General features: G+C 58.1%; 21 protein-coding genes. 16 read left to right on the forward strand and 5 right to left on the reverse strand.

Features of this window, described 5'->3' with window-relative positions:
• Positions 1-72: 72 nt before the first annotated feature.
• The 5 genes from miaA to ACR0CA_RS05070 all read left to right on the forward strand — a co-directional run bounded on the left by miaA (position 73) and on the right by ACR0CA_RS05070 (position 7,787).
• A complete protein-coding gene (gene miaA / locus ACR0CA_RS05050; RefSeq protein WP_480897619.1) occupies positions 73-966 on the forward strand; it encodes a tRNA (adenosine(37)-N6)-dimethylallyltransferase MiaA in 894 nt (297 codons plus the stop codon).
• A 325-nt stretch (positions 967-1,291) separates the two neighbouring features.
• On the forward strand, positions 1,292-2,962 hold the full coding sequence (locus tag ACR0CA_RS05055; protein ID WP_170769541.1) for an ABC transporter substrate-binding protein: 1,671 nt from the start codon (positions 1,292-1,294) through the stop codon (positions 2,960-2,962).
• A gap of 119 nt (positions 2,963-3,081) precedes the next feature.
• Positions 3,082-4,128: an ABC transporter permease gene (locus ACR0CA_RS05060; RefSeq protein ID WP_480897620.1), complete on the forward strand. Its 1,047-nt coding sequence runs from the start codon at positions 3,082-3,084 to the stop codon at positions 4,126-4,128.
• A 14-nt stretch (positions 4,129-4,142) separates the two neighbouring features.
• A complete protein-coding gene (locus ACR0CA_RS05065) occupies positions 4,143-5,606 on the forward strand; it encodes an ABC transporter permease (RefSeq protein ID WP_480502936.1) in 1,464 nt (487 codons plus the stop codon).
• A 93-nt stretch (positions 5,607-5,699) separates the two neighbouring features.
• On the forward strand, positions 5,700-7,787 hold the full coding sequence (locus ACR0CA_RS05070) for a dipeptide ABC transporter ATP-binding protein (RefSeq protein WP_480897621.1): 2,088 nt from the start codon (positions 5,700-5,702) through the stop codon (positions 7,785-7,787).
• A 56-nt stretch (positions 7,788-7,843) separates the two neighbouring features.
• On the opposite strand, the gene ACR0CA_RS05075 is transcribed toward ACR0CA_RS05070, so the two are convergent.
• Positions 7,844-8,422 (reverse strand): lytic transglycosylase domain-containing protein, encoded by a 579-nt coding sequence (locus tag ACR0CA_RS05075; RefSeq protein ID WP_480549879.1) that lies wholly within the window; start codon positions 8,420-8,422, stop codon positions 7,844-7,846.
• Between the two features lie 206 nt (positions 8,423-8,628).
• Between ACR0CA_RS05075 and ssb the strand changes: the two genes are divergently transcribed.
• Positions 8,629-9,135 (forward strand): single-stranded DNA-binding protein, encoded by a 507-nt coding sequence (ssb, locus tag ACR0CA_RS05080; RefSeq protein WP_170769536.1) that lies wholly within the window; start codon positions 8,629-8,631, stop codon positions 9,133-9,135.
• Between the two features lie 18 nt (positions 9,136-9,153).
• The gene (locus ACR0CA_RS05085) at positions 9,154-10,224 is read left to right on the forward strand and encodes a site-2 protease family protein (RefSeq protein ID WP_480897622.1); all 1,071 of its coding nucleotides are present in this window, start codon (positions 9,154-9,156) and stop codon (positions 10,222-10,224) included.
• Here ACR0CA_RS05085 and aroB read toward each other — a convergent pair whose 3' ends face one another.
• Together aroB and ACR0CA_RS05095 are read right to left on the reverse strand one after the other, a co-directional pair.
• The gene (aroB, locus tag ACR0CA_RS05090; protein WP_480549875.1) at positions 10,225-11,337 is read right to left on the reverse strand and encodes a 3-dehydroquinate synthase; all 1,113 of its coding nucleotides are present in this window, start codon (positions 11,335-11,337) and stop codon (positions 10,225-10,227) included.
• The gene (locus ACR0CA_RS05095; protein WP_480549873.1) at positions 11,338-11,925 is read right to left on the reverse strand and encodes a shikimate kinase; all 588 of its coding nucleotides are present in this window, start codon (positions 11,923-11,925) and stop codon (positions 11,338-11,340) included.
• A 79-nt stretch (positions 11,926-12,004) separates the two neighbouring features.
• On the opposite strand from ACR0CA_RS05095, the gene ACR0CA_RS05100 reads away from it, so the two are divergent.
• The 9 genes from ACR0CA_RS05100 to ACR0CA_RS05140 all read left to right on the forward strand — a co-directional run bounded on the left by ACR0CA_RS05100 (position 12,005) and on the right by ACR0CA_RS05140 (position 23,562).
• A complete protein-coding gene (locus ACR0CA_RS05100; protein ID WP_170769532.1) occupies positions 12,005-12,154 on the forward strand; it encodes a hypothetical protein in 150 nt (49 codons plus the stop codon).
• Positions 12,144-13,667: a hypothetical protein gene (locus ACR0CA_RS05105; protein WP_480897623.1), complete on the forward strand. Its 1,524-nt coding sequence runs from the start codon at positions 12,144-12,146 to the stop codon at positions 13,665-13,667. The genes ACR0CA_RS05100 and ACR0CA_RS05105 overlap by 11 nt, the downstream gene beginning before the upstream one ends.
• 2 nt (positions 13,668-13,669) lie before the next feature.
• Positions 13,670-14,623 (forward strand): site-specific tyrosine recombinase XerD, encoded by a 954-nt coding sequence (locus tag ACR0CA_RS05110; protein WP_480897624.1) that lies wholly within the window; start codon positions 13,670-13,672, stop codon positions 14,621-14,623.
• Positions 14,624-14,686: 63 nt separating this feature from the next.
• Positions 14,687-15,994, forward strand: coding sequence for an HlyC/CorC family transporter (locus ACR0CA_RS05115; RefSeq protein WP_170784569.1), 1,308 nt, complete (start codon positions 14,687-14,689; stop codon positions 15,992-15,994).
• 93 nt (positions 15,995-16,087) lie between these two features.
• The gene (locus tag ACR0CA_RS05120; protein ID WP_480897625.1) at positions 16,088-18,505 is read left to right on the forward strand and encodes a GcvT family protein; all 2,418 of its coding nucleotides are present in this window, start codon (positions 16,088-16,090) and stop codon (positions 18,503-18,505) included.
• Between the two features lie 31 nt (positions 18,506-18,536).
• Positions 18,537-19,136 (forward strand): nucleotidyltransferase family protein, encoded by a 600-nt coding sequence (locus ACR0CA_RS05125; protein WP_480897626.1) that lies wholly within the window; start codon positions 18,537-18,539, stop codon positions 19,134-19,136.
• A 766-nt stretch (positions 19,137-19,902) separates the two neighbouring features.
• Complete coding sequence (locus ACR0CA_RS05130) at positions 19,903-21,339, forward strand: DegQ family serine endoprotease (protein WP_480897627.1); 1,437 nt, start codon at positions 19,903-19,905, stop codon at positions 21,337-21,339.
• A gap of 182 nt (positions 21,340-21,521) precedes the next feature.
• Entirely contained in the window at positions 21,522-22,202 is a 681-nt protein-coding gene (locus ACR0CA_RS05135) for a response regulator transcription factor (protein WP_170769525.1), read from the forward strand.
• A complete protein-coding gene (locus ACR0CA_RS05140) occupies positions 22,195-23,562 on the forward strand; it encodes a sensor histidine kinase (protein WP_480897628.1) in 1,368 nt (455 codons plus the stop codon). Before ACR0CA_RS05135 ends, ACR0CA_RS05140 begins: the two co-directional genes overlap by 8 nt.
• Here the strand turns inward: ACR0CA_RS05140 and ACR0CA_RS05145 are convergent.
• Complete coding sequence (locus ACR0CA_RS05145) at positions 23,543-24,010, reverse strand: CYTH domain-containing protein (RefSeq protein WP_170769523.1); 468 nt, start codon at positions 24,008-24,010, stop codon at positions 23,543-23,545. The genes ACR0CA_RS05140 and ACR0CA_RS05145 overlap by 20 nt on opposite strands.
• Positions 24,011-24,113: 103 nt before the next feature.
• Complete coding sequence (locus ACR0CA_RS05150; protein ID WP_480897629.1) at positions 24,114-25,613, reverse strand: CHAD domain-containing protein; 1,500 nt, start codon at positions 25,611-25,613, stop codon at positions 24,114-24,116.
• Positions 25,614-25,797 lie beyond the last annotated feature (184 nt).

Here is a 25,797-nt window from a genome sequence, read left to right on the forward strand (position 1 = left end):
TTTAATTCCGGCGCAAAATGAAGCAAAACCGCGACAGGTTCAATGCGGATCATGAGGAACAAGGCAGCCCCAATGGCCAAAACAGATACATCGCCAGTTTGGGACCGCCTGCCCCCTATCCCAGACGATAAACCCGTACTGATTGCGGGGCCGACAGCGTCAGGTAAATCCGAACTTGCACTTCGGATCGCCGAAGAATTTGGCGGCATCATCGTCAATGCAGATGCCAGTCAGGTGTATGACTGCTGGCAGGTGATCTCGGCCCGCCCCTCGACTGGGGATGAGGCCCGCGCACCGCATCTGCTCTATGGTCATGTCGCGTATGATCAGGATTATTCGACCGGCCATTGGCTGCGCGAGGTCACACCCTTGCTGACCGGCCCACAACGCCCGATTATTGTTGGGGGCACGGGGCTGTATTTCTCGGCCTTGACCGAGGGCATGGCTGAAATACCCGCTACTCCGCCAGAAATACGTGCCGAGGGCGACCAGCTTGACCTGCAAACGCTGAGCAAGGGTGTGGATGCCGAAACTCTGGCCCGGTTGGACCGGCAAAACCGCGCCCGCGTCCAGCGCGCTTGGGAAGTGCAGCGCGCCACCGGACGCAGCCTGCGGGACTGGCAAGCTGATACTCCGCCGCCTATTCTGAGCCCGGACGACACGGTGCCGATCGTATTTGACGTGGACAAACAATGGCTTCTGGATAGGATCAATCGCCGTTTCGATCTGATGCTAGATACCGGCGCTTTGAATGAAGTCGAGGCGATGCGATCCCTCTACGACCCCTCTCTTCCCGCCTTCAAGGCCATCGGTGTCCCCGAGCTTATGTCATATCTTGACGGCCAGCTTTCCCTGGATGCCGCCCGAGATCGCGCCACGATCTCGACCCGCCAGTTCGCCAAACGACAACGCACCTGGTTTCGAGCACGGATGAAAAACTGGATTCACGTTGATTTCTCAAAGTGATACTAGCGCAACTTGCCACTGCGATAGACGGCAAGAATTACGCGCCATCGATGATCCGAATCCCTTGTGTTAATGGGAACCCGCCAGGCTTCTTGAGCCAGGACACGATCCCGTATTTCCAGGCTGCGATCCTCCACAATGTCGCTTTTGTCTCCTGAATGACGATTTCGAACGTTGACCTAACAGAATTTCTGGTGCCGAATGAAGGCATGGGGATGTTCAGTATCACAGCAACGAATACCCGCGGACGCGCTGCACGCTTCTTTCGGCGTTGAGCGGTTCCACTCACAAATCACAAAAATTGATGTCACAGGGAGAGACATAAATGACAAAGCAAACCTTGACCGGAGCACCGATGCACTGGGCGGCGGAGATGCACGCACAGGAATATCGTGACGGCAAGCTCAGCCGGCGCGAGTTCATGGCCCGCGCCACCGCGTTGGGCGTTGCCGTGCCCGCCGCTTATGGCATGATCGGACTGAATTCACCCGCAGCCGCGCAAGAACCGCAGCGTGGCGGCACCATCCGTTATCAGATGGAAGTGCGCGCGCTGAAGGATCCGCGCACCTATGACTGGACCCAAATCGCCACTTACACCGCTGGCTGGCTGGAATATCTGGTCGAATACAACAATGACGGCTCGTTCAAACCCATGCTGCTGGAAAGCTGGGAGGCCAATGACGACGCGACAGAATACACTCTGAACGTCCGCAAAGGCGTCAAGTGGAACAATGGCGACGACTTCACCGCCGAAGACGTGGCACGCAACATCACCGGCTGGTGTGATGCGGGGCTAGAGGGCAACTCGATGGCATCCCGCATGGCATCGCTGATTGACGAGGCCACGCAGAAGGCCGCGGACGGTGCAATTACGGTTGTGGATTCCCATACCGTCAAACTGACGTGTAACGCGCCCGACATCACCATCATTCCCGGCATGGCGGACTATCCGGCCGCCATCGTACACAGTAGCTTTGATGCCAATAACATGCTGGCCAACCCTGTCGGCACCGGCTTTATGATTCCCGAAAGCCACGAGGTCGGCGTCAAAGGTGTGCTCGTGCGCAACGAAGGCTTTGACTGGTGGGGCTATGAGGCCGGCAAAGGCGGCTATATCGACCGGATCGAGTTTATCGACTACGGCACCGACCCGGCAGCCTTCCTGGCCGCCTATGAGGCCGAAGAGATCGACATGAACTGGGAATCGGTCGGCGAATTTGTTGACATCTTCGACGGCATCGGCCTGACCCGTTCGGAAATCCCCTCGGGCTTTACCATCGTCATTCGTCCGAACCAGTTGGCCGAAGACGCCAATGGCAATAAGATCTATGGCGACAAACGTGTGCGTCAGGCGCTGGCCATGGCCGTGGACAACAATGTCTGCCTCGAGCTTGGCATGTCCGGCTACGGCATCCCTGCCGAGAACTGCCATGTAGGTCCGATGCACCCCGAATATGACTCGGCGGTGACCCGTATTCCCTATGATCCGGCAGGTGCCAAGGCCCTGATGGAAGAAGCGGGCATGGCGGACTTCGAGCACGAAGTTCAGTCGATCGACGATGACTGGCGTCGCAATACCACCGCTGCTGTGGTTGCGCAGTTGAACGATGCGGGCATCAAGGCCAAACACACGGTTCTGCCCGGCTCGACCTTCTGGAACGACTGGACGAAATACGCCTTTTCCTCGACCAACTGGAACCACCGCCCGCTGGGCACGCAGGTTCTGGCCTTGGCGTATAAGTCAGGCGTGGCGTGGAACGAGTCCGGCTTTGCCAATGCCGAGTTCGATGCGCTTCTGGCCGAAGCGAACTCGATCGCCGATGTGGACAAGCGCCGCGAGGTGATGGCCAAGCTGCAAACGATCATGATCGAAGAGGGTGTGACCATCCAGCCTTATTGGCGGACAGCAATGCGTCACCACCGTGACAACATGGTTGGTGTTGAAAAGCACATCGCGGACCTGCCGCAGCTGTATAAGTTCGGCATCGTCTCTTAAGCCGACACCTACAGGGCCGCGCCGTAAGGGCGCGGCCTTTTCGTCGGCGCTGAGCCGGCGAAAAATACTAGCGACGCGCACGGCCTGAAACCAGCGCCAGCCGACCAACAGGGGCTATCATGGGACTATTCATTCTAAGGCGGGTCGGGATCATGCTGTTGACAGCATTGTGCCTGACATTCCTGGTCTTTTTCCTCACCAACCTGTATCCGAACCTCGAAAAGCTTGCCAAAACGCAGGGCAACTTTCGGATGTCGGATGAACAAGTCGAGAGTTTTCTGGAAAAAGGCGGCTATCTTCAGTCAACGCCGATAAAATATGGCGAATGGCTGGGTGTTCTGCCGTCGTACCGGCACACCAACGAAGACGGAACCATTCAGGGCCGATGCATTCTTCCGGGTAAAACCGCCAAGGAATCGCCCAATTTCTGCGGTATCTTGCAGGGGTATTGGGGCTATTCCACAGTCTTCAAAGAAGAGGTCGGAACAGTTGTCGGCACACGTCTCGCCCTAACCGGTCGGCTGATGTTCTGGGTGATGCTGCTGATGGTCCCTTCGGCACTGATCCTTGGCGTTCTGGCGGGCATGAAAGAGGGCTCGGCCACCGACCGCACCCTGTCCACCTTTGCCATCACCACAACAGCGACACCGGAATATGTGTCAGGTGTGATCTTCATCGCCATCTTCACCTCATCCGCCGTCGGATTGAAGTGGTTCAAGGGCACGGCCACGCAGGCTATGGAGAACCCGACATTCGAGAACTTCTTCCTGCCGGTGCTGACGATTGCGCTTTACGGGATGGGTTATATCGCTCGGATGACCCGCGCCTCGATGACCGAGGTGATGACGGCACAATATATCCGTACCGCGCGGCTGAAAGGCGTGTCCTTCTCGAACATCGTCATGAAACACGCGCTGCGCAATGCGCTGATCGCCCCCTTTACCGTCATCATGTTGCAGTTCCCATGGCTGCTGAATGGTGTGGTGATCGTCGAGACCCTGTTCAACTACAAGGGCTTTGGTTGGGCGCTGGTGCAGGCGGCGGGGAATAACGACATCCAGCTCTTGCTGGCGATTTCGGTCGTGTCGGTCTTTGTGGTGCTGGTGACGCAGCTGATCTCGGATATCGGCTATGTCTACCTCAACCCGCGTATTCGCATTTCTTAAGGGAGGGTTAGATCATGGAACCACTTACCTGGACCGGCTCTATCGCCTTCCTCAACCCGCTGATCGCCTTGGCGCTGGCACTGATGGCGCTGTCCGTTGTCGCCTGGATGCTGGCGAGCATCATCCTGCCCGAGGATCAGATGACCGTGAACCCGGACGGCACGCTCACGTCCAGTTCGGGGCTGCGAAATATGATCCAAGCCGCGATGCGATACAGTTTTCTGGCCAGTGTCGGCCTTGCGGTTGCCTATATCGTCCTTGGCATCCTGATGGGCACAAACGCCGGGATCATCGGCGCCATGTCCCAGCAGTTTCTGCCGGTTTGGATGTCGCTGATCCTGCTTTACGCCATGTCGATCGCGTTCAAGCGCAAGCTGGGTCTGTATGGCAAGCTGTTCGACAGCCCCATCGGCATGATCGGGTTCGGCCTTGTGATGTTCTGGGTATTTACCGGAATTTTTGGGGCGATGGATCTGATCGTCACCCATGACCCGCTGGACCAGATTTCGGGCATGAAGAACAAAGTACCAGGAACGCCTTTGTCCAGTTTGGAAGAGGGTCAATACGCCTGGTATCTGCTGGGCGGAGACAACTTGGCCCGCGACGTGTTCAGCCGCATGGTCAAAGGGGCCTGGATCGTGGTGCAGATCGCCCCGCTGGCAACGATGTTCGCCTTCATGGTCGGGATCACGCTGGGTTTGCCTGCCGGGTACTATGGCGGTCGTTTGGACACACTGCTGTCCTTCCTGGCCAACCTGATCCTGGCTTTCCCGGTGATCCTGTTGTTCTATCTGCTGGTCACGCCCGAGATCGTGGCGACAGGGGTGCCGAACTATATGGCCGCTGTCCTGTTTGTCTTTCCCATCATCTTTTTGGGGGTGTTACTGAACTCTCGTTACTATACACGTCCGAATTTCCGCACGCCGCTGCTGATTGGTGTGCTTGGAGTGGCGCTGTGGCTGTATCTATCGCTGATCTCGACCGGCGGGTACATTGTCAACACCGACAGCTATAGCATCTGGGGTCTGCCAACCTATCTGGACCTGTTCGACATCCCTGGCGGCATCCTTGTGGTGTTTGTTTCGGTGGTCTTTGTGAACTCGCCCACTGTGTTCCGTATCGTTCGCGGGCTGGCGCTGGATATCAAAACCCGCGACTATGTGGCGGCGGCGCAAACGCGAGGCGAAGGCCCCTGGTACATCATGCTATGGGAGATACTGCCCAATGCGCGTGGTCCGCTGATCGTCGATTTCTGTTTGCGGATTGGCTACACGACCATTCTTTTGGGGACCTTGGGTTTCTTTGGATTGGGTCTGCCACCGGAAAGCCCGGACTGGGGTTCAACGATTAACGAGGGGCGTAAGCTGCTGTCGATCTATCTGCACCCTGCCCTTCCGCCTGCTTTGGCCCTCTTGTCACTGGTTCTGGGTTTGAACCTGCTGGCCGACGGTTTGCGCGAAGAAAGTCTGAAGGACTGATTGTGATCGAGACCGGGGGGCAGCCCCCCTGACCCCCCGGGATATTTTTAGCCAGATGAAGGGATCCCCCTGACTCTCGCGAGGAGTAACAAGATGAACAAACTGGCGGATTATGACGGGCCAATTCTTGAGATCGACAAGCTTTCGATCTCGTTTTTTACCCGGTTGAGGGAAATTCCCGCCGTTATGGATTTTTCGGTCAGCGTTCAGCCCGGTGAGGCTGTGGGGCTGGTTGGTGAGTCCGGCTGCGGCAAGTCCACGGTTGCGTTGGGAGTCATGCAGGATTTGGGCAAGAACGGGCGCATCGTTGGCGGCTCGATCAAGTTCAAAGGGCGTGATCTAGGCGAGATGACCACCGAGGAGTTGCGCGACATTCGCGGCAATGAGATCGCGATGATCTATCAGGAACCGATGGCATCGCTGAACCCAGCGATGAAGATCGGTAAGCAGTTGATGGAAGTGCCGATGATCCACGAAGGCGTCGGCGCAGAAGAGGCCTATGCCCGCGCGTTGGAGGTTGTCACCGATGTGCGCCTGCCGGACCCAGAGCGGATGCTGAATTCTTTCCCGCATCAGCTCTCTGGCGGACAACAGCAGCGCATCGTTATCGCCATGGCATTGATGTCGAAACCGGCGCTTTTGATTCTGGATGAGCCAACGACCGCGCTGGACGTGACGGTTGAAGCGGCTGTGGTCGAACTGGTCAAGGATTTGGGCAAGAAATACGGCACCTCGATGCTGTTTATCTCGCACAATCTGGGGCTGGTGTTGGAAACCTGCGACAGGCTGTGCGTGATGTATTCGGGTGAGGCGGTCGAGCGCGGCTCGATCAAGGATGTGTTTGACGAGATGCAGCACCCCTATACACAGGCGCTGTTCCGCTCGATCCCTTTGCCGGGGGCCGACAAGAACACGCGCCCGCTGGTGGCCATTCCGGGGAACTTCCCCCTGCCCCATGAGCGCCCGCCGGGCTGTAACTTTGGGCCGCGCTGTGACTATTTCGAAGAAGGGCGTTGTGATACTCAGGATATCCTGATGCAGGCTGTGCCCGGAAATGACCGGCACCATACGCGCTGTCTGAAATTCCAGGAGATTGACTGGAACGCACCGATCACCGTCGGCGAACAGAAGGAAAAGGCTGCGATTGGCCGCACAGTTCTGAAGATGGACAATCTGAAGAAATACTATGAGGTTGCGGCGAATGCGCTGTTTGGCGGCGGCGAAACGAAGGTGGTGAAGGCCAACGAAACGCTCAGCTTTGAGGCGCATGAATCCGAGACGTTGGCCATTGTGGGCGAATCCGGCTGTGGCAAGTCTACGTTTGCCAAGGTGTTGATGGGGCTGGAAACGGCGACGGATGGGCAAATCCTTCTGGACAATCGCAACATCGAAGCCGTGCCGATTGAAGAGCGGGACGCCAAGACGGTGGGCGAAGTTCAGATGGTATTCCAGAACCCGTTTGACACGTTGAACCCGTCGATGACCGTTGGCCGCCAGATCATCCGCGCGTTGGAGATTTTCGGCGTCGGCAACTCGGAAGCCGAGCGGAAAAAGCGGATGCTGGAGCTGCTTGATCTGGTGAAGCTGCCGCGCGCCTTTGCCGATCGGATGCCTCGCCAGCTGTCTGGCGGTCAGAAACAGCGTGTGGGCATTGCCCGTGCGTTTGCCGGGGACGCGCGGATCGTGGTGGCGGATGAGCCGGTCTCGGCACTGGATGTGTCCGTGCAGGCGGCCGTGACGGACTTGTTGATGGAGATCCAGCGTGAACACAAAACGACTCTGTTGTTCATCAGCCATGACCTGTCGATTGTACGCTATCTCAGCGACCGGGTGATGGTCATGTATCTGGGCCATGTGGTCGAGTTGGGCACCACCGATCAGGTCTTTGCCCCGCCTTATCATCCCTATACAGAAGCGTTGCTGAGCGCGGTGCCCATCGCTGATACGTCAATCGAGAAACAGCATATCGTGCTAGAAGGCGATATTCCTTCTGCGATGAACCCGCCTCCGGGCTGTCCGTTCCAGACGCGGTGCCGCTGGAAGTCCGAGGTGCCGGGTGGCTTGTGCGAACAGCGCGTTCCGCCGGTGAAAACTCTGGCCGAGGGACATCAGGTCAAATGTCATTTGGCCGAGGATGTCCTGGAACGTATGGAGCCGGTCATCAAGATTGCAGCCGAATAAAACACAAAGGCCAGCCGCAGGGTTGGCCTTTTACCTATTGGGACGGGAAGCGGAGTTTAACCGCCCCAGATCACCCTGACGTAATTCTGCGTTTCTTTATACGGCGGAACGCCACCATGTTTTTCCACCGCGCCCGGACCAGCATTATATGCCGCCAGCGCCAGACGCCAGGATTTGAACTTGCGGTATTGAGCGGACAGATAGCGCGCGCCACCTTCCAGATTTTCCCGTGGGTCCAGCGGGTTGACGCCAAGCGTTCTTGCTGTCGCAGGCATAAGCTGTGCCAAACCTAGTGCTCCCTTATGCGAGACAGCATTGGGGTTCCAGCCGCTTTCCTGCTGGACCAACCGCAAGAACAAGTCTTCGGGGACGTTATGCTTACGCGCCGCTTGCCGCGCGATGGTCAGATACTGGCCTTTATATTTCCCATTATAACGCTGGCTGAACTGACGCCTCGGCGTCTTTGGCTTATAGCGCTCGGAATTGCGGTATTGTGTGGCCGCGCGCGAATCCAACACCTTGGATTGCTTGAGGAAAATGTCCTTGCGGCTTTTCGTCGACAAGGTATCCGCCACAGCCGGGGCTGAGACCAGTGCACAGCATAGCACCGAAAAACTCGCTAACAACAACCGCATAAATGCCGATCCCGATCTCTACGAACCTGAACGAGTATAGATATTTCAGCAAAGAATGAAAGCTTGGTGAATCATGCCTAAAGAATTAGCGCGCTCATTTTCGCGTCATCAACCATGTTTCAACCAAAGCGCAGGCCGTATAGGGTCGCAGAAATAACAGGTGCCAGATTCGGGCACTGCTCAGTCAGAAAAGAACGAGGGAATATATGGCGGGTTCAGTCAACAAAGTCATTCTGATCGGAAATCTCGGTGCCGACCCTGAGGTTCGGTCGTTCCAGAATGGTGGAAAGGTTTGCAACCTGCGCATCGCCACGTCTGAGACATGGAAAGACCGCAATACCGGCGAACGCCGGGACCGGACGCAATGGCATACGGTCGCCATCTTCTCGGAGCCCTTGGTGCGTGTGGCCGAGCAGTATCTGCGCAAAGGCAGCAAGGTTTACATCGAAGGCCAGCTTGAGACCCGCAAATGGCAGGATCAGTCCGGACAGGATCGATATTCGACCGAAGTGGTTCTGCGCCCTTACCGCAGTGAACTGACCATGCTGGACGCGCGCGGTGAAGGTGGCGGCGGTGGTGGGTATGGCGGCGGCCAATCCGGTGGCGGCTATGGCGGTCAGGCCGGTGGCGGCTATGGGGATCCTTATGGTGGGCCGTCCGGCTCTCCGGCCCCTGCATCCGGCGGTATCGACGACGACGAGATTCCGTTCTAACCAAGACGGAGAAATATCATGACATGGTCCTTCTCACTCGGCCGGATATTGGGGTCGGAACTGAGGGTCCATGTCACCTTTTTCCTGTTGCTGGCCTGGGTCGGGTTTGCCGCCTATTCCAGCGGAGGTCTGGCGGCCGCGGTTGAAAACCTGATCTTCGTGCTGGCGCTATTTGCCTGTGTGGTCGCCCATGAATTTGGCCATGCGCTGATGGCCCGGCGCTATGGGATCAAAACGCCTGACATTACCCTATTGCCAATCGGCGGGCTGGCTCGGCTCGAGCGGATGCCGGAAAACCCCATGCAAGAGGTTTGGGTGGCGCTGGCAGGCCCTGCGGTCAATGTTGCAATCTGGGTCTTGCTGGTTCTTCTGGGCGCGGGAATGCCTCTTGAAACCATGGCTCAGATCGACAGCACCGGCCCCGGCCTGCTGAACCGTCTGGCTTATGTGAACCTGCTGTTGGCCGCGTTCAACATGATCCCCGCCTTTCCGATGGATGGCGGGCGTGTGTTCCGTGCCCTGCTGTGTCTGAAAATGGATCGCGTCAAAGCCACACGGGTCGCCGCGCTGGCGGGTCAGGCGGTGGCGGTCGGGTTCGGGTTCCTTGGGCTCAGCACCGGGAATGCGCTGTTGGTGCTGATCGCGGTATTCGTCTTTGTGGCCGCAAATGCCGAAAATCAGGACGTGACGATGCGCTCGGTCGCGCGGCGCGTGCTGGCGCGCGATGCGATGATCACCGAATTTCACGCTCTTTCCCCCGACGACACGCTGGCGACCGCCGCGCAGGCCGTCATCCATACCACGCAGCATGAGTTTCCGGTGCTGTCCCCCGATGGCAAGCTGCAAGGCTTTGTCACGCGCAATCGTCTGTTCGCGGCCCTTGCCGATGAAACACCCCGGTCCAATCCGGCCACTTCGATCATGGAACCGGACATTCCAAAAGTTCGCTTGACCGACGGGTTGGAGGCCGTGCTGGACGGGCTGCATAAAGGCGCCCCGGCCATTGCGGTTTGCACTGCTTCGGGGGCGATGGTGGGCTATATCACACGCGAGAATATCGGCGAGCTGATGGTGCTCAACGGGCGTTGATCAGGCAGTGGCCAGCGCGTCCTGAAGCACCGACAGTACTGCATCACGCGGTACGTCAGAGGTGACGAATGCCTGGCCGATTCCGCGCGCCAGAATGAACCGCAATTGACCGTCGATCACCTTCTTGTCCTGCGCCATCAGATCAACCAGAGCCTCAGCGCCTGGAAGTTCTCCGGGAATGTCCGCCAAATCGGTCTTCATGCCCATCGTACGCAAATGCGCACGCACGCGGCTGGGGTCTTCCTGAGAACACAGACCAAGACGCGAGGACAGCTCGAACGCCAGCGCGCAGCCGATGGCCACGCCTTCACCATGCAGCAGCCGGTCGGAATAACCCGTTGCAGCCTCAAGCGCGTGACAGAAGGTGTGGCCGAGGTTCAGCAACGCACGGTCGCCCTGCTCGGTCTCATCCCGTGCCACGATATCGGCCTTCATCTGCACCGAGCGGGTCACGGCCCGCACCCGCGCCGCCATATCGCCCCCCGCCACATCGGTTCCATTGTCTTCCAGCCATTCAAAGAAGTCGGCATCCCCGAGCAGGCCATATTTGACGACCTCACCATAGCCGGACAGGAAATCCCGATCCGTCATCGTACCCAGCACCGAAGTATCGGCCAACACCAACGAGGGCTGATGGAAGGCTCCGATCAAGTTCTTGCCCTGTGGTGCATTGATGCCGGTCTTGCCCCCGACGGAACTGTCCACCTGCGCCAGCAGCGAGGTCGGGATTTGCACGAAGCGAACACCGCGCCGCAGGACGGCTGCGGCAAAGCCCGCAAGGTCGCCGATCACGCCACCGCCCAACGCAATGACAATATCCCGGCGCTCAACCTTCTCGGCCAGCAACCACTCGACCGCACGTTCGAAATGAGGCCAGCTCTTGGTCGCCTCACCCGCAGGCAAAGCCAGTGACGACATCTCGATCCCGGCTGTCGCCAACCCGTCGCGCAGCCCATCCAGATGAAGAGCGGCCACGTTCTCATCCGTCAGGACAGCGACCTTGGGCCGGTGCAAAAAGGGCGCGATCCGTGCCCCGGACTGCCCCAGCAGGTCTGGCCCGATCTCGACATCATACGCGCGTTCGCCCAGCTCAACATGTACGGTTTGGTGCATTTATTTTTGTTCCAGAACATCAGGCCGCTTGAGCAAAGCCTCGACAACGCGGCCAACCATATTGTCGATCGAAATCTCACCGTCCGAGGTCACAGTCAAATCGGCCTGCTGGTAAACCGGCACGCGGGCCTCATATATTCCGCGCAATGTCGCATAAGGATCGTCGGTGCGCAGTAAGGGCCGGGTATCCTTGTGCTTGACCCTGTTCCACAACACGCTCAGATCAGCATTCAACCAGACGGACACGCCGCGTTCGGTGATCATCCTACGGTTCTGCTCGGACAGAAACGCGCCGCCGCCGGTGGACAGAATGCCCTTTTCCTCATCCAGCAGCCGCCCAATGACCTGACTTTCCTTGGTGCGAAAGAACGGCTCGCCATCACGTTCGAAAATCTCGGGGATGGTCATGTTCGCTGCCGATTCGATCTCGGCATCACTGTCAAGGAACGGAACACCCAGGCGCAAGGCCAACGCCCGGCCCACGGCGGTCTTTCCAGCCCCCATCATCCCCACCAGAACTACGGTTTTGTGCAACACAAGGTGCTGGACTGGGGCAACCGTGTCAGTGTTTTGCTTTATTTCGCTCATTTCACCGTGAATGACGTGATCTTAAGAAAAATGCCAGCTATAACTGGGACAAAAGAAAAAATTGAGGCGACGTTGAGCAATGGGCCGTCTGATCAAACTGCTGATATATCTGGTTTGCCTGTGTTTCATCGGGCTGGTGGGCTATGCATATCTTGGCCCATTCTTCGGGGTGGATTTCTCGGCCCCGCAGGATGAAGTCCGCGAACCGGTCATCCTGAATGTGGAGTAGGAGCGCAGTTGCCGCGCTTTTCCTGGCCGGAGCCGCACAGGCGCAGCAGGAACCCCTGTCTGCGATCGAATGGCTGACCCAACCTCCGGAAAACTTGCCCGGCACCGTTTTGCTGGAACCGCCCGTGTCACAGACCGGCCTGCAGCCGGGGGTCGAGGTCACAGCGCTTGAGGCTTTGTTGCCGCCCTTGGGGTTGGTGTCGTCCTCGGTGACAGGCCTGCCGGTCGATATGTGGAAAAACAGCGACCCAGGCAGGCTGGCCGAACTGATCGCCGATGTACCCGTAAGGTATAACCCGGCAATGCAGCGCCTGCTGTTCACCTTGCTGCTGTCCGAGGCGCGTGCGCCATCCGGCCCCAATGCCCAAGAGATATTGCTGCTGGCGCGACTGGATCGGTTGATGCAACTGGGCGCGGCCGATCCTGCGCAATCGCTGGTGCAACTGGCTGGTCCGACCGACAGCCGCGACCGGTTTCAACGTTGGTTTGACGCGACGCTGCTGACGGGCGACGAAGATCGCAGTTGCACCGCACTGATCGCGCAACCGCACCTGTCACAGGATTACGCGGCGCAGATTTTCTGCAAAGCGCGACGCGGCGACTGGGCCTCAGCAGCGCTGACGCTTGAGGCGGCCCATGCGCTGCAAGTGCTGCCCGATGAGGATTTGGCCGTTCTAGACCGCTTCCTCAGCCCCGAACTATTCGAAGACGCCGAATACCTGCCGCAACCTGATGACCCTGATCCGCTGACCTTCCGCCTTTATGAGGCGATTGGCGAGCGTTTGCCCTCGGCCCCATTGCCGCGGGCCTTTGCCAATGCCGACCTGCGGGATGTGGCGGGCTGGAAAGCCCAGATCGAGGCGGCCGAGCGGTTGACCCGTGTGGGTGCGCTGACGCCGAACCAGTTGTTGGGGCTTTATACTGAACGTTCGCCTGCCGCTTCAGGTGCGGTTTGGGATCGCATCGCGGCGGTGCAGCGGTTCGAAACCGCGCTGGATTCCGGCAAGCCCGAGGCCATATCACCCGCCCTTCTCGATGTCTGGACCCAAATGCGCAGCGTCGGGCTTGAGGTCCCGTTTGCCGAACTTTTCGCAGACCGGCTGTCGCAGGTTTCACTGACGGATGCCGAAGCCGAGACCTTGCGGTGGCGTATCCTGCTGCTCTCGGACCTTTATGAAAGCGCCGCCCTATCCGTCCCGGACAAAGGCGAGGAGAACCAGTTTTTGGCCGCACTAGCCCAAGGGGATCCGGGGCGCGCGCGCTCGCCATCGCCATTAGCCGATGCGGTTGCACAAGGCTTTGCCTGGGCCGCACCTGTGCCGTCAGATATCGAAACGCTACTAAACAACAGCCAGCTGGGTGAGGCGATTTTGGAAGCGATGAACCTGTTTGCTCATGGCTCTCGCGGGAACCTCGTGGACCTGACTGCTGCCATCGCCACCCTGCGCCGCGTCGGGCTTGAGGATACCGCCCGCCGCGCTGCACTGAACCTGCTGATCCTGCAAGGCACCTGATCATGGCCGCCCCTGCCTCCGCCGAGATTTGGATTTCGACCTTTCTGGAAGCTCAGGCTGCCGAGCTAGGTGCGGCCAATAACACCCTTTTGGCCTATGGCAACGACCTGAAGGATTTTGCCGCTTGGCTGAAACGCCGCAAGATGGGATTTACCGCAGCAGACCGCGACTTGATCGAGCGCTATCTGATCGATTGCGACGCGCAGGGCCTGTCCCAGTCGACCCGCGCCCGCCGCTTGTCTGCGATCAAGCAGATATACCGGTTCGCGTTTGAAGAAGGTTGGCGCGACACCAATCCGGCAATCCAGATCAAGGGTCCGGGCCGCCAGAAACGCCTACCCAAGACGCTGGATGTACCCGAGGTCGATCGCTTGCTGCAAGCCGCGCGCGAAACCGGCCGCTCAAAGGCCGACCGCATCCGCAACACCTGCCTGATGGAGCTGCTTTATGCCACCGGCATGCGCGTGACCGAACTGGTGTCACTGCCGGTCTCTTCGGCGCGGGGCGATCCCCGAATGCTGCTGGTTTTGGGTAAAGGCGGCAAGGAACGGATGGTCCCCCTCTCCCCTCCGGCCCGCGACGCGCTGGCTTTGTGGCTAAACACGCGGGACGCCGCCGAGGACGACACGGTGTCAAAAGGCGGTCAGCGCTCGCGCTACCTATTCCCGTCGCGGGGCAAGTCCGGGCATCTGACCCGGCACATGTTCTTCCACCTGATCAAGGACCTGGCCGTGCATGGTGGCGTATCGCCTGAAAAGGTGACGCCCCACACATTGCGCCATGCTTTTGCGACCCACCTCTTGGCGAACGGGGCCGACTTACGCTCGATCCAAACATTGCTGGGGCACGCCGATGTCGCCACGACGGAAATCTACACCCATGTGCTGGACGAACGTCTGGCCGAGCTGGTGCTCGAGCATCACCCGTTGGCGAAAGACCCTGGTGATAAGGGCTAACCCCTTGATCCGCAGGGGCCGCACCCCCATAACGAAGACAACAACACAAACAACCAAGGACCGATGGAACCCTCTGCTTCTATGATCGACGGCGCATTCTGGTTTACGACCGGCGCCATTTTGCTTTTACTTGTCCTTTCAGGATTTTTTTCAGGTTCCGAAACAGCATTGACCGCCTCGTCGCGCGGCAAGTTGCGGGCGCAGGCCGACAAAGGCTCGCGCGGGGCGCAGAAGGCGCTAGATATCACCGATGACAATGAACGTCTGATCGGCTCGGTCCTACTGGGCAATAACCTCGTGAACATCCTCGCGGCCTCACTGGCGACGGCGCTGTTTACCAAGCTGTTCGGCGAAAGCGGCGTAGCGCTTGCGACACTGGTGATGACCTTGCTGGTGCTTATCTTCGCCGAGGTACTGCCCAAAACCTATGCCATCACCAATGCCGAGAAAGCCGCCGCGCTGGTCGCCCCGATCATCAGCGTAGTGGTGACCGTCTTTTCCCCGGTCGTGGCCGCCGTCCGACTTTTGGTGCGGGGTGTTCTGCGGCTATTTGGGGTACAGATCGACCCAGACAGCAACATCCTTGCCGTGCGGGAAGAGATCGCCGGTGCGCTGCAACTGGGTCATTCGGAAGGCGTGGTAGAAAAGGAAGACCGCGATCGTATTCTGGGCGCGCTGGATCTGGCGGACCGTGCAGTCGAGGAAATCATGCTGCACCGTTCGAATATCGAGATGATCGACGCCGACGACGCGCCCGAGGCAATCTTGCAGCAGTGTCTGAAAAGCCCTCATACCCGCCTGCCCGTCTTTCGGGACGAGCCCGAGAACATCGTGGGTGTCGTTCATGCCAAAGACCTGTTCCGCGCCATGTACGCGCATGCCGGCGACAGTGAAAGCGAAGCCAACCGGCTGGAAAGCTTCGATATCTCGAAGGTGGCCAATGATCCGTATTTCGTGCCAGAAACCACCACTCTGGACGATCAAATGCGGGAATTCCTGCGGATGCACAGTCATTTTGCGTTGGTGGTGGACGAATATGGCTCGCTGCGGGGGTTGATCACTCTGGAAGATATTCTTGAGGAGATCGTGGGCGAGATCGCCGATGAGTTCGACATTGATGAGGACGTCCCCGTCACCCGAACCGAAGATGGTCAGTACCTTGTTGAAGGAGCGATGACGATCCGGGATGTGAACCGCGCGATGGAATGGACCCTGCCTGACGACGAGGCCAATACCGTGGCTGGTCTGGTCATCCACGAGGCGCAGATGATCCCCATAGTGGGTCAGGTATTCTCGTTCCACGGTTTCCGGTTCGAAGTTACCGCCCGTGAAGGTAACCGCATCACTGAGTTGAAAATCCGTCCGCTGTAAAACGTCTCGTGCGACATGTCGCGTCGGAAACGGAACAGTCAGCCCCGGTCTGCCCTTGCACGCTTTGGCCAGATACAAAGCGGAGGCACGGGCATGAAATCGACAACGCGGGTGGCAGTGATTGGTGGCGGTGTTGTCGGATGTTCGGTTCTATACCACCTGACCAAGCTGGGTTGGTCAGACGTGGTGCTGCTGGAACGTTCTGAGCTGACCAGCGGGTCCACCTGGCACGCGGCGGGCGGGTTTCACACGCTGAACGGCGACACCAACATGGCCGCTTTGCAGGGCTATACGATCCGCCTTTACAAGGAACTGGAAGAGATCACCGGCATGTCCTGCGGGTTGCACCATGTGGGCGGTGTGACGCTGGCCGACAATCAGGACCGGTTCGATATGCTGCTGGCCGAGCGCGCCAAACACCGGTTCATGGGGCTAGAGACAGAGATCGTTGGCCCTGACGAGATCAAGAAAATCGCACCCATCGCCAATACCGAGGGCATCCTTGGCGCGCTCTATGATCCGCTGGACGGCCATCTTGACCCTTCGGGCACCACCCACGCCTATGCCAAAGCGGCCCGGATGGGCGGGGCCGCGATCGAAACCCATTGCATGGTGCACGAGACCAACCAGCGCCCCGACGGCACTTGGGATGTGGTGACAGACAAGGGCACCATCCACGCCGAACATGTGGTCAACGCAGGTGGCCTATGGGCGCGTGAGGTCGGCGCAATGGCAGGGGTCTATTTCCCGCTGCACCCGATGGAGCATCAGTATCTGGTGACCGACTCGATTCCTCAGATCGAAGCTATCATTGATGCGGGCGGAGAACATCCGCATGTGATGGACCCCGCAGGCGAAAGCTATCTGCGGCAGGAAGGCCGGGGCTTGTGCATCGGCTTTTACGAACAACCCTGCAAGCCCTGGGCCGTGGACGGAACCCCGTGGGAGTTCGGGCACGAGTTGCTGCCCGACGACTATGACAAGATCACCGACAGTATTGAATTCGCCTATCGCCGCTTTCCGGTTCTGGCCGAAGCCGGAGTGAAATCGGTGATCCATGGTCCGTTCACTTTTGCGCCGGATGGGAACCCTCTGGTCGGGCCAGTGCCGGGGCTGCGCAACTATTGGTCGGCCTGCGGAGTGATGGCCGGGTTCAGCCAAGGTGGTGGCGTTGGCCTGACGCTGGCTCAATGGATGATTGAAGGCGAGCCTGAGAGAGACGTCTTTGCTATGGATGTGGCCCGCTTTGGCGACTGGATCAGTCCCGGTTACACCCGCCCCAAGGTGATCGAGAATTACCAAAAACGCTTCAGCGTCGCCTATCCGAACGAAGAACTGCCCGCCGCCCGCCCCAACCGAACCACCCCGATGTATGACATCTTCACCGATCTGGGCGCTGTCTGGGGCCAGCAATACGGGCTGGAGGTCCCCAATTACTTCGCTCAGGGCGATGAACCAGACTATGAGACGCCCTCATTCCGCCGGTCCGATGCCTTCAAAGCCACCGGGCGCGAGGTTCGTGCTGTGCGCACTGCCGTGGGCATCAACGAAGTCCACAATTTCGGTAAGTACCGCATCACAGGTCCCAATGCGCGGGCTTGGCTGGATCGGATCATGGCCGGGCGCATCCCGCAACCGGGTCGCCTGTCGTTGACGCCGATGCTGTCGCCCAAGGGTAAGCTGATCGGGGATTTCACTGTCTCTTGCCTGGATGAGACCGAGTTCCGCCTGACCGCCTCATACGGGGCGCAGGCGTTCCATATGCGGTGGTTCCTGCAACATCGCGAAGACGGCTTGCAGATCGAAAATATCAGCGACCGGCTGAATGGATTCCAGATCGCAGGCCCGAAGGCAGCAGAGGTTCTGGACGCCTGCACCCGCGATGATGTCTCGGCGCTGCGCTTCATGGATGTGCGCCGCATGACCGTGGGCATGACCGACTGCATCGTCCAACGCGTCAGCTATACCGGTGACCTGGGGTACGAGATCTATTGTGATCCGATGGCGCAGCGGCAGCTGTGGTGGACGCTGTGGCAAGCCGGAGAGCCGATGGGCCTGACCCCCTTCGGCATGCGCGCCATGATGAGCCTACGTCTGGACAAGTTCTTTGGATCATGGATGCGGGAGTATTCTCCCGACTACACACCGGCTGAAACCGGGTTGGATCGGTTCATATCCTTCGCAAAACCCGTCGATTTCATAGGGCGTGCGGCGGTCGAACGTGAGGCGCAAAACGGCCCCTCCCGAAGGCTTGTCGCATTCCAGGTCAATGCCGAGGACGCCGACGTCAACGCCTATGAGCCGATCTGGTTGAACGGCAAGGTGGTCGGGTTCTGCACATCGGGCGGCTATTCCCATTTTGCGGAAAAGTCGATTGCCATGGGGTTCCTGCCCGTCGAACACGCGACAGACGGTCGGGACGTCGAGATCGAGATACTGGGGCAACGCCGCCGCGCGCGGATGATTTCAACCCCACTTTTTGATACGGATGGCTCGCGAATGCGGGGATGACAGCGGGGCGGAACGCGGCCATCTTAAATAAATGAGTCTCATCCCGATCATCCTTTTGGCCGCCGGGCAATCCAGCCGTATGCGCGGCACGGATAAGCTGATGCAAAACGTCGGAGATACTCCTCTTCTGCGCCGCTCAGCCATGACGGCCCGGCAGGTTGGGCCGGTGATCGTCGCCCTGCCCCCGCTCCCTCATCCGCGCTATCAAGCGCTGGACGGGCTAGACCTGACACTGGTCGAGATCCCGGACGCCGCCGAAGGTATGAATGCCAGCCTACGGGGTGCCATGACCCATCTGCCGGCCGAAGCAACAGCCGCAATGGTCCTGCTTTCGGACCTTCCCGACATCACGGCCAAGGATTTAAACAGTGTGGTCAGCTCGGTTACAGAACACCCGAAAAAGTTGATATGGCGCGGCGCAACTAAGGATGGAAAACCCGGTCACCCGGTTATTTTTGACAAATCTCTGTTCGCGGAGCTGCGCCGCCTGACCGGCGATGAAGGTGCGCAAACTGTTGTGCGCGCGCATTCCGACAAGGTGCATCTTCACCCCTTGCCCAATCGGAACGCACTGCTGGACTTGGATACGCCCGAAGATTGGGCGGCATGGCGGGCGCGGCACAGCTTGTAAGGCAGGTCCGTAAAACAAACACGGCCCGGTCTTTGCAGACCGGGCCGGTGCCCAAAACAGGACTACCACTTTTCATCAACCCTGAAAGCGCGGCCAAAGCTGCCTATAAGGCACCTCGGCTATCCGCTGCCGAACCTAAACAAGACCCCCTCGTTAACATGCCGCTCAGCGCTTCCAGTGATCGTGACGAACCTTCGGCACCCCCTAGTGCCGTCGGCTTCCCCTCGCTTGGGCCTGATCATCGTCACCGATTGGTTGAGGGCAAACAACGTAAATTTGGAAAGATCGGGTCATTTAGGATGTATCGGAATGGTTTTTCAGCAACATCTCTGAATATTGACTTCTCCCTTAGGTTGCATTCTGCTATTGAAATTTAAGGAAAATAGCAGGTTAAACATGCACATTTGACATGTATACCCACCGAAAATCTACGATTATACCTGTGCGACCAATATGTTTTGACACATCTCCACAACCAATAGTCGAACCCCAAGCCAACACCACCTTGGCTTGATCATTTGTTCATCAAATTGAATCAATTCGCGTCTTTTGGAGGATTGGACCGGCAATAGAGGACAATCTCACGATTCGAGCCACGCGATTCGCTCCGTTGACCCGAGTCGTATGACCGACCGGTCGTCATACCACCGTGTCTTTATGGCAAAATTAAGATTTCTTAACCTTTGGCACAGGAAATGATCAGACTGGTGCGCCACCTCCTGACTTAACGCGCGAACGGAACCGCGCGATAAAACAGGAGACCAAAATGAGCATCCGTAAATCCTCTCTTCTCGTGCCGCGCACGTCCGGCTGGATCGGCGTCAGCGCCCTGAGCGCCGCGCTGCTGGCCACCACCGCCCTGCCCTCGAAAGCGGACGAAGCCCTGGCTGACCTGGTTGAAAGCGTGTCTCCCTCGGTTGTGACCATTATCGCGGAACAAGAGGCAAAGCCGACACCGGCACAGGGTCAGAACTTTGACTTTGAGGCCCACCCGTTTGGCGAATTCTTCAAACGTTTCGGCACGCCCGAGGGCTTCAACACACCACAGCGCGGACCGGCACAAGGTCTGGGATCCGGTTTCGTGCTGGACGAGGCAGGCTACATCATCACCAATCACCACGTCGTCGATAACGCCACGACCGTCACCGTTCGCCTGTATGACGACCGCACATTCGATGCTGAAATCATCGGCACCGACCCGTTGACAGACATCGCCGTGTTGAAGATTGACGCCGACGCCGGATTGCAGGCCGTTGAACTGGGTGACAGCGACGTGATCCGCGTAGGCGAGGACGTGGTGGCCATCGGCAACCCGTTCGGGCTTAGCTCGACCGTGACTACAGGGATTGTCTCGGCCAAGGGGCGCAACATCTCGCAAGGGCCCTATGCCGAGTTTATCCAGACGGATGCGGCGATCAACAAGGGCAACTCGGGCGGGCCGCTGTTCAACATGGACGGCGAAGTGGTTGGCGTGAACTCGGCTATCTATTCGCCCAGCGGCGGATCTGTGGGTCTGGGCTTTGCGGTAACCTCGAACATCGTCGAGCATATCGCCGCCGACCTGCGCGATGACGGTCAGGTCAGCCGTGGATGGCTGGGTGTCTCGATCCAGAATGTCAGCCCCGAAATTGCCGCAGCCATGGGCATTGACATCTCAACCGGCGCGTTGGTGTCGGATGTGGTCGATGGCAGCCCCGCCGAAGGCGTCTTGCAACAGGGCGATATCATCCTGACCTTCAATGACGAGGCCGTGGACTCCAGCAGTGACCTTCCGCTTCTGGTGGGCACTACCAAGGTTGGCACCGAAAGCACCCTGACGGTGCTGCGAGACGGGACCGAACAGCAGCTGGAACTGACCATCGGCCAGCACCGAAGCGCGGCACTGGACGTTGAAGACCCGGTGGCCGAGGCGACCTCGGGCACCGCACTGGGTGTGACCGTCGCCCCGCTGACCGAAACCACCCGCTCCGAGATCGGTGTGTCCGACTCGGTCAACGGTGTGATCGTGACCGACCTCAAGCCCGACAGCCCTGCGGCAAAAGCGGGCCTGCAACGCGGTGATGTCATCGTCAAACTGGGCAGCCAGGAGACCGACACGCCCGACGCGCTGAAAGCCGCGCTGGACAGCGAAAAGACCGATCCCGCGCTGGTGCTGATCAACCGGGCCGGAAACCAGATCTTCGTGGCGGTGGAAATCGCCTGATCTGACACCCGCGCGCGCCACGTGATGGGGAATATCTGGCGTGCGCCTCCCCGGCGGTTTGTCTTGTCCGCTCTCTGCCGGGACTGCCGGGTGCGCCGCAACGCACCCGGCACGTATCCCATCAAACCCGGTGCCTTACCCGGAAATTTGTGTTTAAATCCCGCTGGAAAGGAGGTCCGATCATGAGCCGCCGTCTGCTGATCGTCGAAGATGACCAAGATACGCGCGACTTCATCGCCAAAGGTTTTGGCGAAGAAGGCTACGTGGTCGAACAAGCTGCTGATGGCCGCGAGGGGCTATACCATGCCACCGATGGCGGGTTTGATGCCATTGTGCTGGACCGAATGCTGCCGGGGCTGGACGGGTTGTCCCTGATCAGGTCCTTGCGGGCCGCGGGGCTGAAGACACCGGTCCTGATGCTGACCGCCATGAGCGCGGTGGACGAACGCGTCAAAGGTTTGCGTTCGGGGGCGGATGATTACCTGGTAAAACCGTTTTCCTTCCAAGAGTTACATGCCCGTATTGAAGCACTCCTGCGGCGTCCGCAGGAATCCGAGGAAAGCGCCATCCTGACCTGCCGTGATCTTGAAATGGATTTGCTGACCCGCAAGGTCACACGCGATGGACACGAAGTTACGCTGACCCCACGTGAATTCCAGATTTTGGAATATTTCCTGCGCCGCAAGAACCGCGTGGTCTCTCGCACCATGTTGCTTGAAGGGGTGTGGGACTATCATTTCGACCCCAATACGAATGTGGTCGACGTCCATATCTCGAAACTGCGGCGTCAGCTGGACGAAGGCGGCGGACCGCCGCTGATTGAAACCGTTCGCGGTGCGGGTTACATGATATCTGATGGATAACATACGGCTGTCGTTCAATAATTCACGCACGCGCCTGATATTGGCCAGCATGGTGCTCAGCACATTGTTGACCGCGACGGTTCTGGCATTGGTCTACGTCACCGCCAATCGAAGCATCGAGGGCGAGACGCGTTCGGTCGTATCGGCCGAACTCACCGGATTGGCGGATGAATATGAAAGACGCGGGCTGATCGGGCTGCTAACAGCGATTGAACGCCGCCTGCCATCCGCCGCCGAGAGGGATGCGATGTACCTGCTGACAGATCGCTTTGGGGCGACACTAGCCGGAAACCTCAAGCAATGGCCAGCAGACATCGCGGCTGGCAGCGGTTGGGTCGATCTGGAACTGCGCCGTGCGGACAATGACCAACTTGTACCCATCTCAGCGGCCTCAATCCGTCTACCCGGCGGTGAGCGCCTATTGGTCGGGCGAGACGCGCTGGCGCGACGGCAGTTTGACCGGGTCCTTTTGCGCACCGTTGGGATCGTCTTGGTCATTGCCCTGGCACTCAGCATCTTGACCGGGTGGCTGTTCACGCGTCTGGTCTTTTCCCGCCTGTCCGACATCGCAAACACCGCCGAGGATATCGTTTCCGGGGATCTGTCTCGCCGAATGCCAATGCGTGGAACCGGGGATGAGTTCGATCAGGTCGCCGGCACGCTGAACTCGATGCTGGACCGGATCGAAGAGTTGATCAGCAACCTGCGCACCACCTCCAACTCAATCGCCCATGACCTCCGATCCCCACTGTCCCGTCTAAAGCAACGCGTCGAAGCGCTGTCGGATCCCACCAAAACCGATCAAGACCGCGATATCGACGTAGCCCGCGCAACAACCGAGATCGACCATGTACTGCGCGTTCTGGGCCAATTGACCGAGATTTCCCGCGCCGAAGCCGGCGTGGGGCGGGAACAGTTCGAAACAGTTGAACTTGAACAACTGGTACGAGATGTGGTCGACCTTTACGATCCCGTCGCCGCAGAAGAGAACATTCGTCTGGTAATTGAAGGAACCGCCGCACCGCTGAGCGGGCATAAACCCCTGCTGTCCCAGGCCCTGTCGAACCTGCTTGAAAACGCCTTGCGCTACGCACCGGAACATACTGAAATCACAATCACTTTGACCGATGATGGTAAGGAGACATACCTAAGCGTCCGCGATCGCGGGCCGGGCGTTGCGCCCGAGGATCTTTCACGCCTTCAAGTGCCCTTTGTGACCCTCGATCCAGCCCGGACCGAACGCAATGCAGGACTTGGTCTGGCGCTGGTATCGGCCATCGCGCATATGCACGGTGGAGAATTCCTGCCGCAGGACGCGGCTCCCGGTCTGAAAGCGACGATCAAACTGGCACACCTTTGATCGCCAAGGTCTTGTTCTTATAGCGTTTATCCTCTGTGACTTCCGCGCCGAACCATTCAGGCGGAACAAAGGATTTGGCGTCTGCCTCGGTCTCAAACTCAACCTCGACCATGTGCAACGGCGTCAGGCCACCCTGAAAAACATCCAACTCAAAAACGCGCCCATCGGACAGCGTTCCAGTGTAACGTTCCTTCTCGACCCGCCGTTCCGTGGTCTCGGGCCAGAAGGTTTCGAACTGCTCGCCCGAGATTTCGGTTTCGCGTTCTACGCGCACTAGTTCTCCGCAACCCTTCAGCGTCAGGAAATAGCGTTCATTCTTTTGCCGCAACCGCAGTTCAGTGGAATCCTCAGGCGCAGTCAAATAGCCCTGGCGGATCACGGCCCGGTCCAGATGCTGCAAGTCTGGAACCGCTGAAACCAGGAATTTCCGTTCGATTTCAGTGCCCATGCCTATGAACCTACATTGCTATCAACGACGGCCAACCTCATCACTAGTAACTATCTCATATGAGAAAAGGCTTTGCTACCGAACCGAGGGGGCTCGCAGGCTGTCATTGGAACAGCCTCCGGAACTGATTTTTGATCTCGGGGTTGTCCAAACCACGGAGATGCGCGATCACACGCTGGCGTTCTGCCTCTTGGCGTTGTTTTAGCACAGTGATCACCCCGCCTGCGGACAGAGCGAGCTGGGCGATTTCGGGCTGTTCGGTTTCAACCTGTCGATCCACCAATTCCAGCAACGCTTTTTGCTGAACCGAGAAGTCGTTGAATCGGCCTAGATTATCTTGCAGTTTTTTCAGCGGTTTAAGTATGGTATTTAACGATTTTTGGTTGAACAAAGGACCCAAGAACTCCATTAAATAACGGAGTTTCTTCCCTTCGATCCTCAGGTCATGGACCAAGGCATCGGGCGAATTCGGCATAATCTGACGCGCCTGTCTGCACAGTTTTCCATAGCGTTTCCAGATCATGGTGCAGGCGAAGTCATAAGCTGCAAGCTCTGCGTTCGGGCCGGTCTGTACACTCTTTGGATCGGTGATTTGACTGCTCAGTTCCAACATACACCGGTTATAGGACGCACTTCTGAATTTCTGAGATAGAACTTTCCATGACCTTTTACGCTCTGCCTCAAACTGTGCAAACATGATCTCGGCACCAACATGAAGGTTTTCCGGTATCATGCTGTAATAATTATTTTTCTCAAGTAGATAGACATCAAGGTCGCGCAACCGGTTGGTCGGGGCCATAAGATCGGAAAACGTTCTCTTCAAACCCATCGTCTGATGAGGTGAAAACACTCCTTTGAACAGGCTGAGTACCGAACGGATGCGCCGGAGTGAGACACGGTAGTCATGCAGGAACTCGGTATCGTAATCTGCGATCACACCATTTTCGTTTTGGCGCGCCACCGCCAGATAGGTCCCAATAATCTTGGTCGCCACATCTACAGTGGGTTGTGCTCGAGCAAGGGGGATATCGGGTTTGGCCTGGTAACGCGGCGTGTCCGGAGACAGCGCAGTGAAAACCCCAGTCGCGTTTCGTATATTTTTGTTTTTTTCAATTAACTTACGGATATTTTTCAAACTTGAAGATGGCCCGTTCACTTGGCACAAAACCACAATCGTCGCACGTCCATGATCCGAAACAAGATCAACCACCTGGCCTTGAACACGTGTCTTTCGCAAGTCGTCGAGAACCGAGAACTTGCGCACCTTCACAGTTCCAGACGCAACCGGAATGAGCGCCCGAAGCGTGGGAAACTTTGCCAATCCTGACCGGACCGCGCCGTTTGGTAGATTTTGAACGAACTGTCCGGCGCCACTGCCCTGCTGCGTCACATGTCGCTTAAAGGAAAACAGATGCAACTTTCCATCAGTTTCAATCAAAAGTTTGCCTTTGGACACAAGAGATTGGTCATGGCAATCTAGGATGTGAAAAAGTCGTTTTGATGACTCGCCGATCGTCAAGTTCCAATGATTCTTGAGCGCCCCTTCGATAGCTTTTTCGTCAAACCGACCTGACAAGAAGAACACCGCACTTTCTTTGCCCATCAAAAACCCTCCAGCCGCCCGGATCGCATGTACATCTTGCAGGTAAGCATTTGTTTTTCAGCGATTTCCATAGTCTTGGGCACGAAAGGACCTCATGACGGTATTTGCCGGTGAAAGCTTAATTTGGTCCTGCAGGCAAAGGTGCCACGACCGGAAGGCATTCACGGTGAAATTCGGATGACAG

The sequence above is a fragment of the Ruegeria sp. F12 genome (assembly GCF_056533885.1).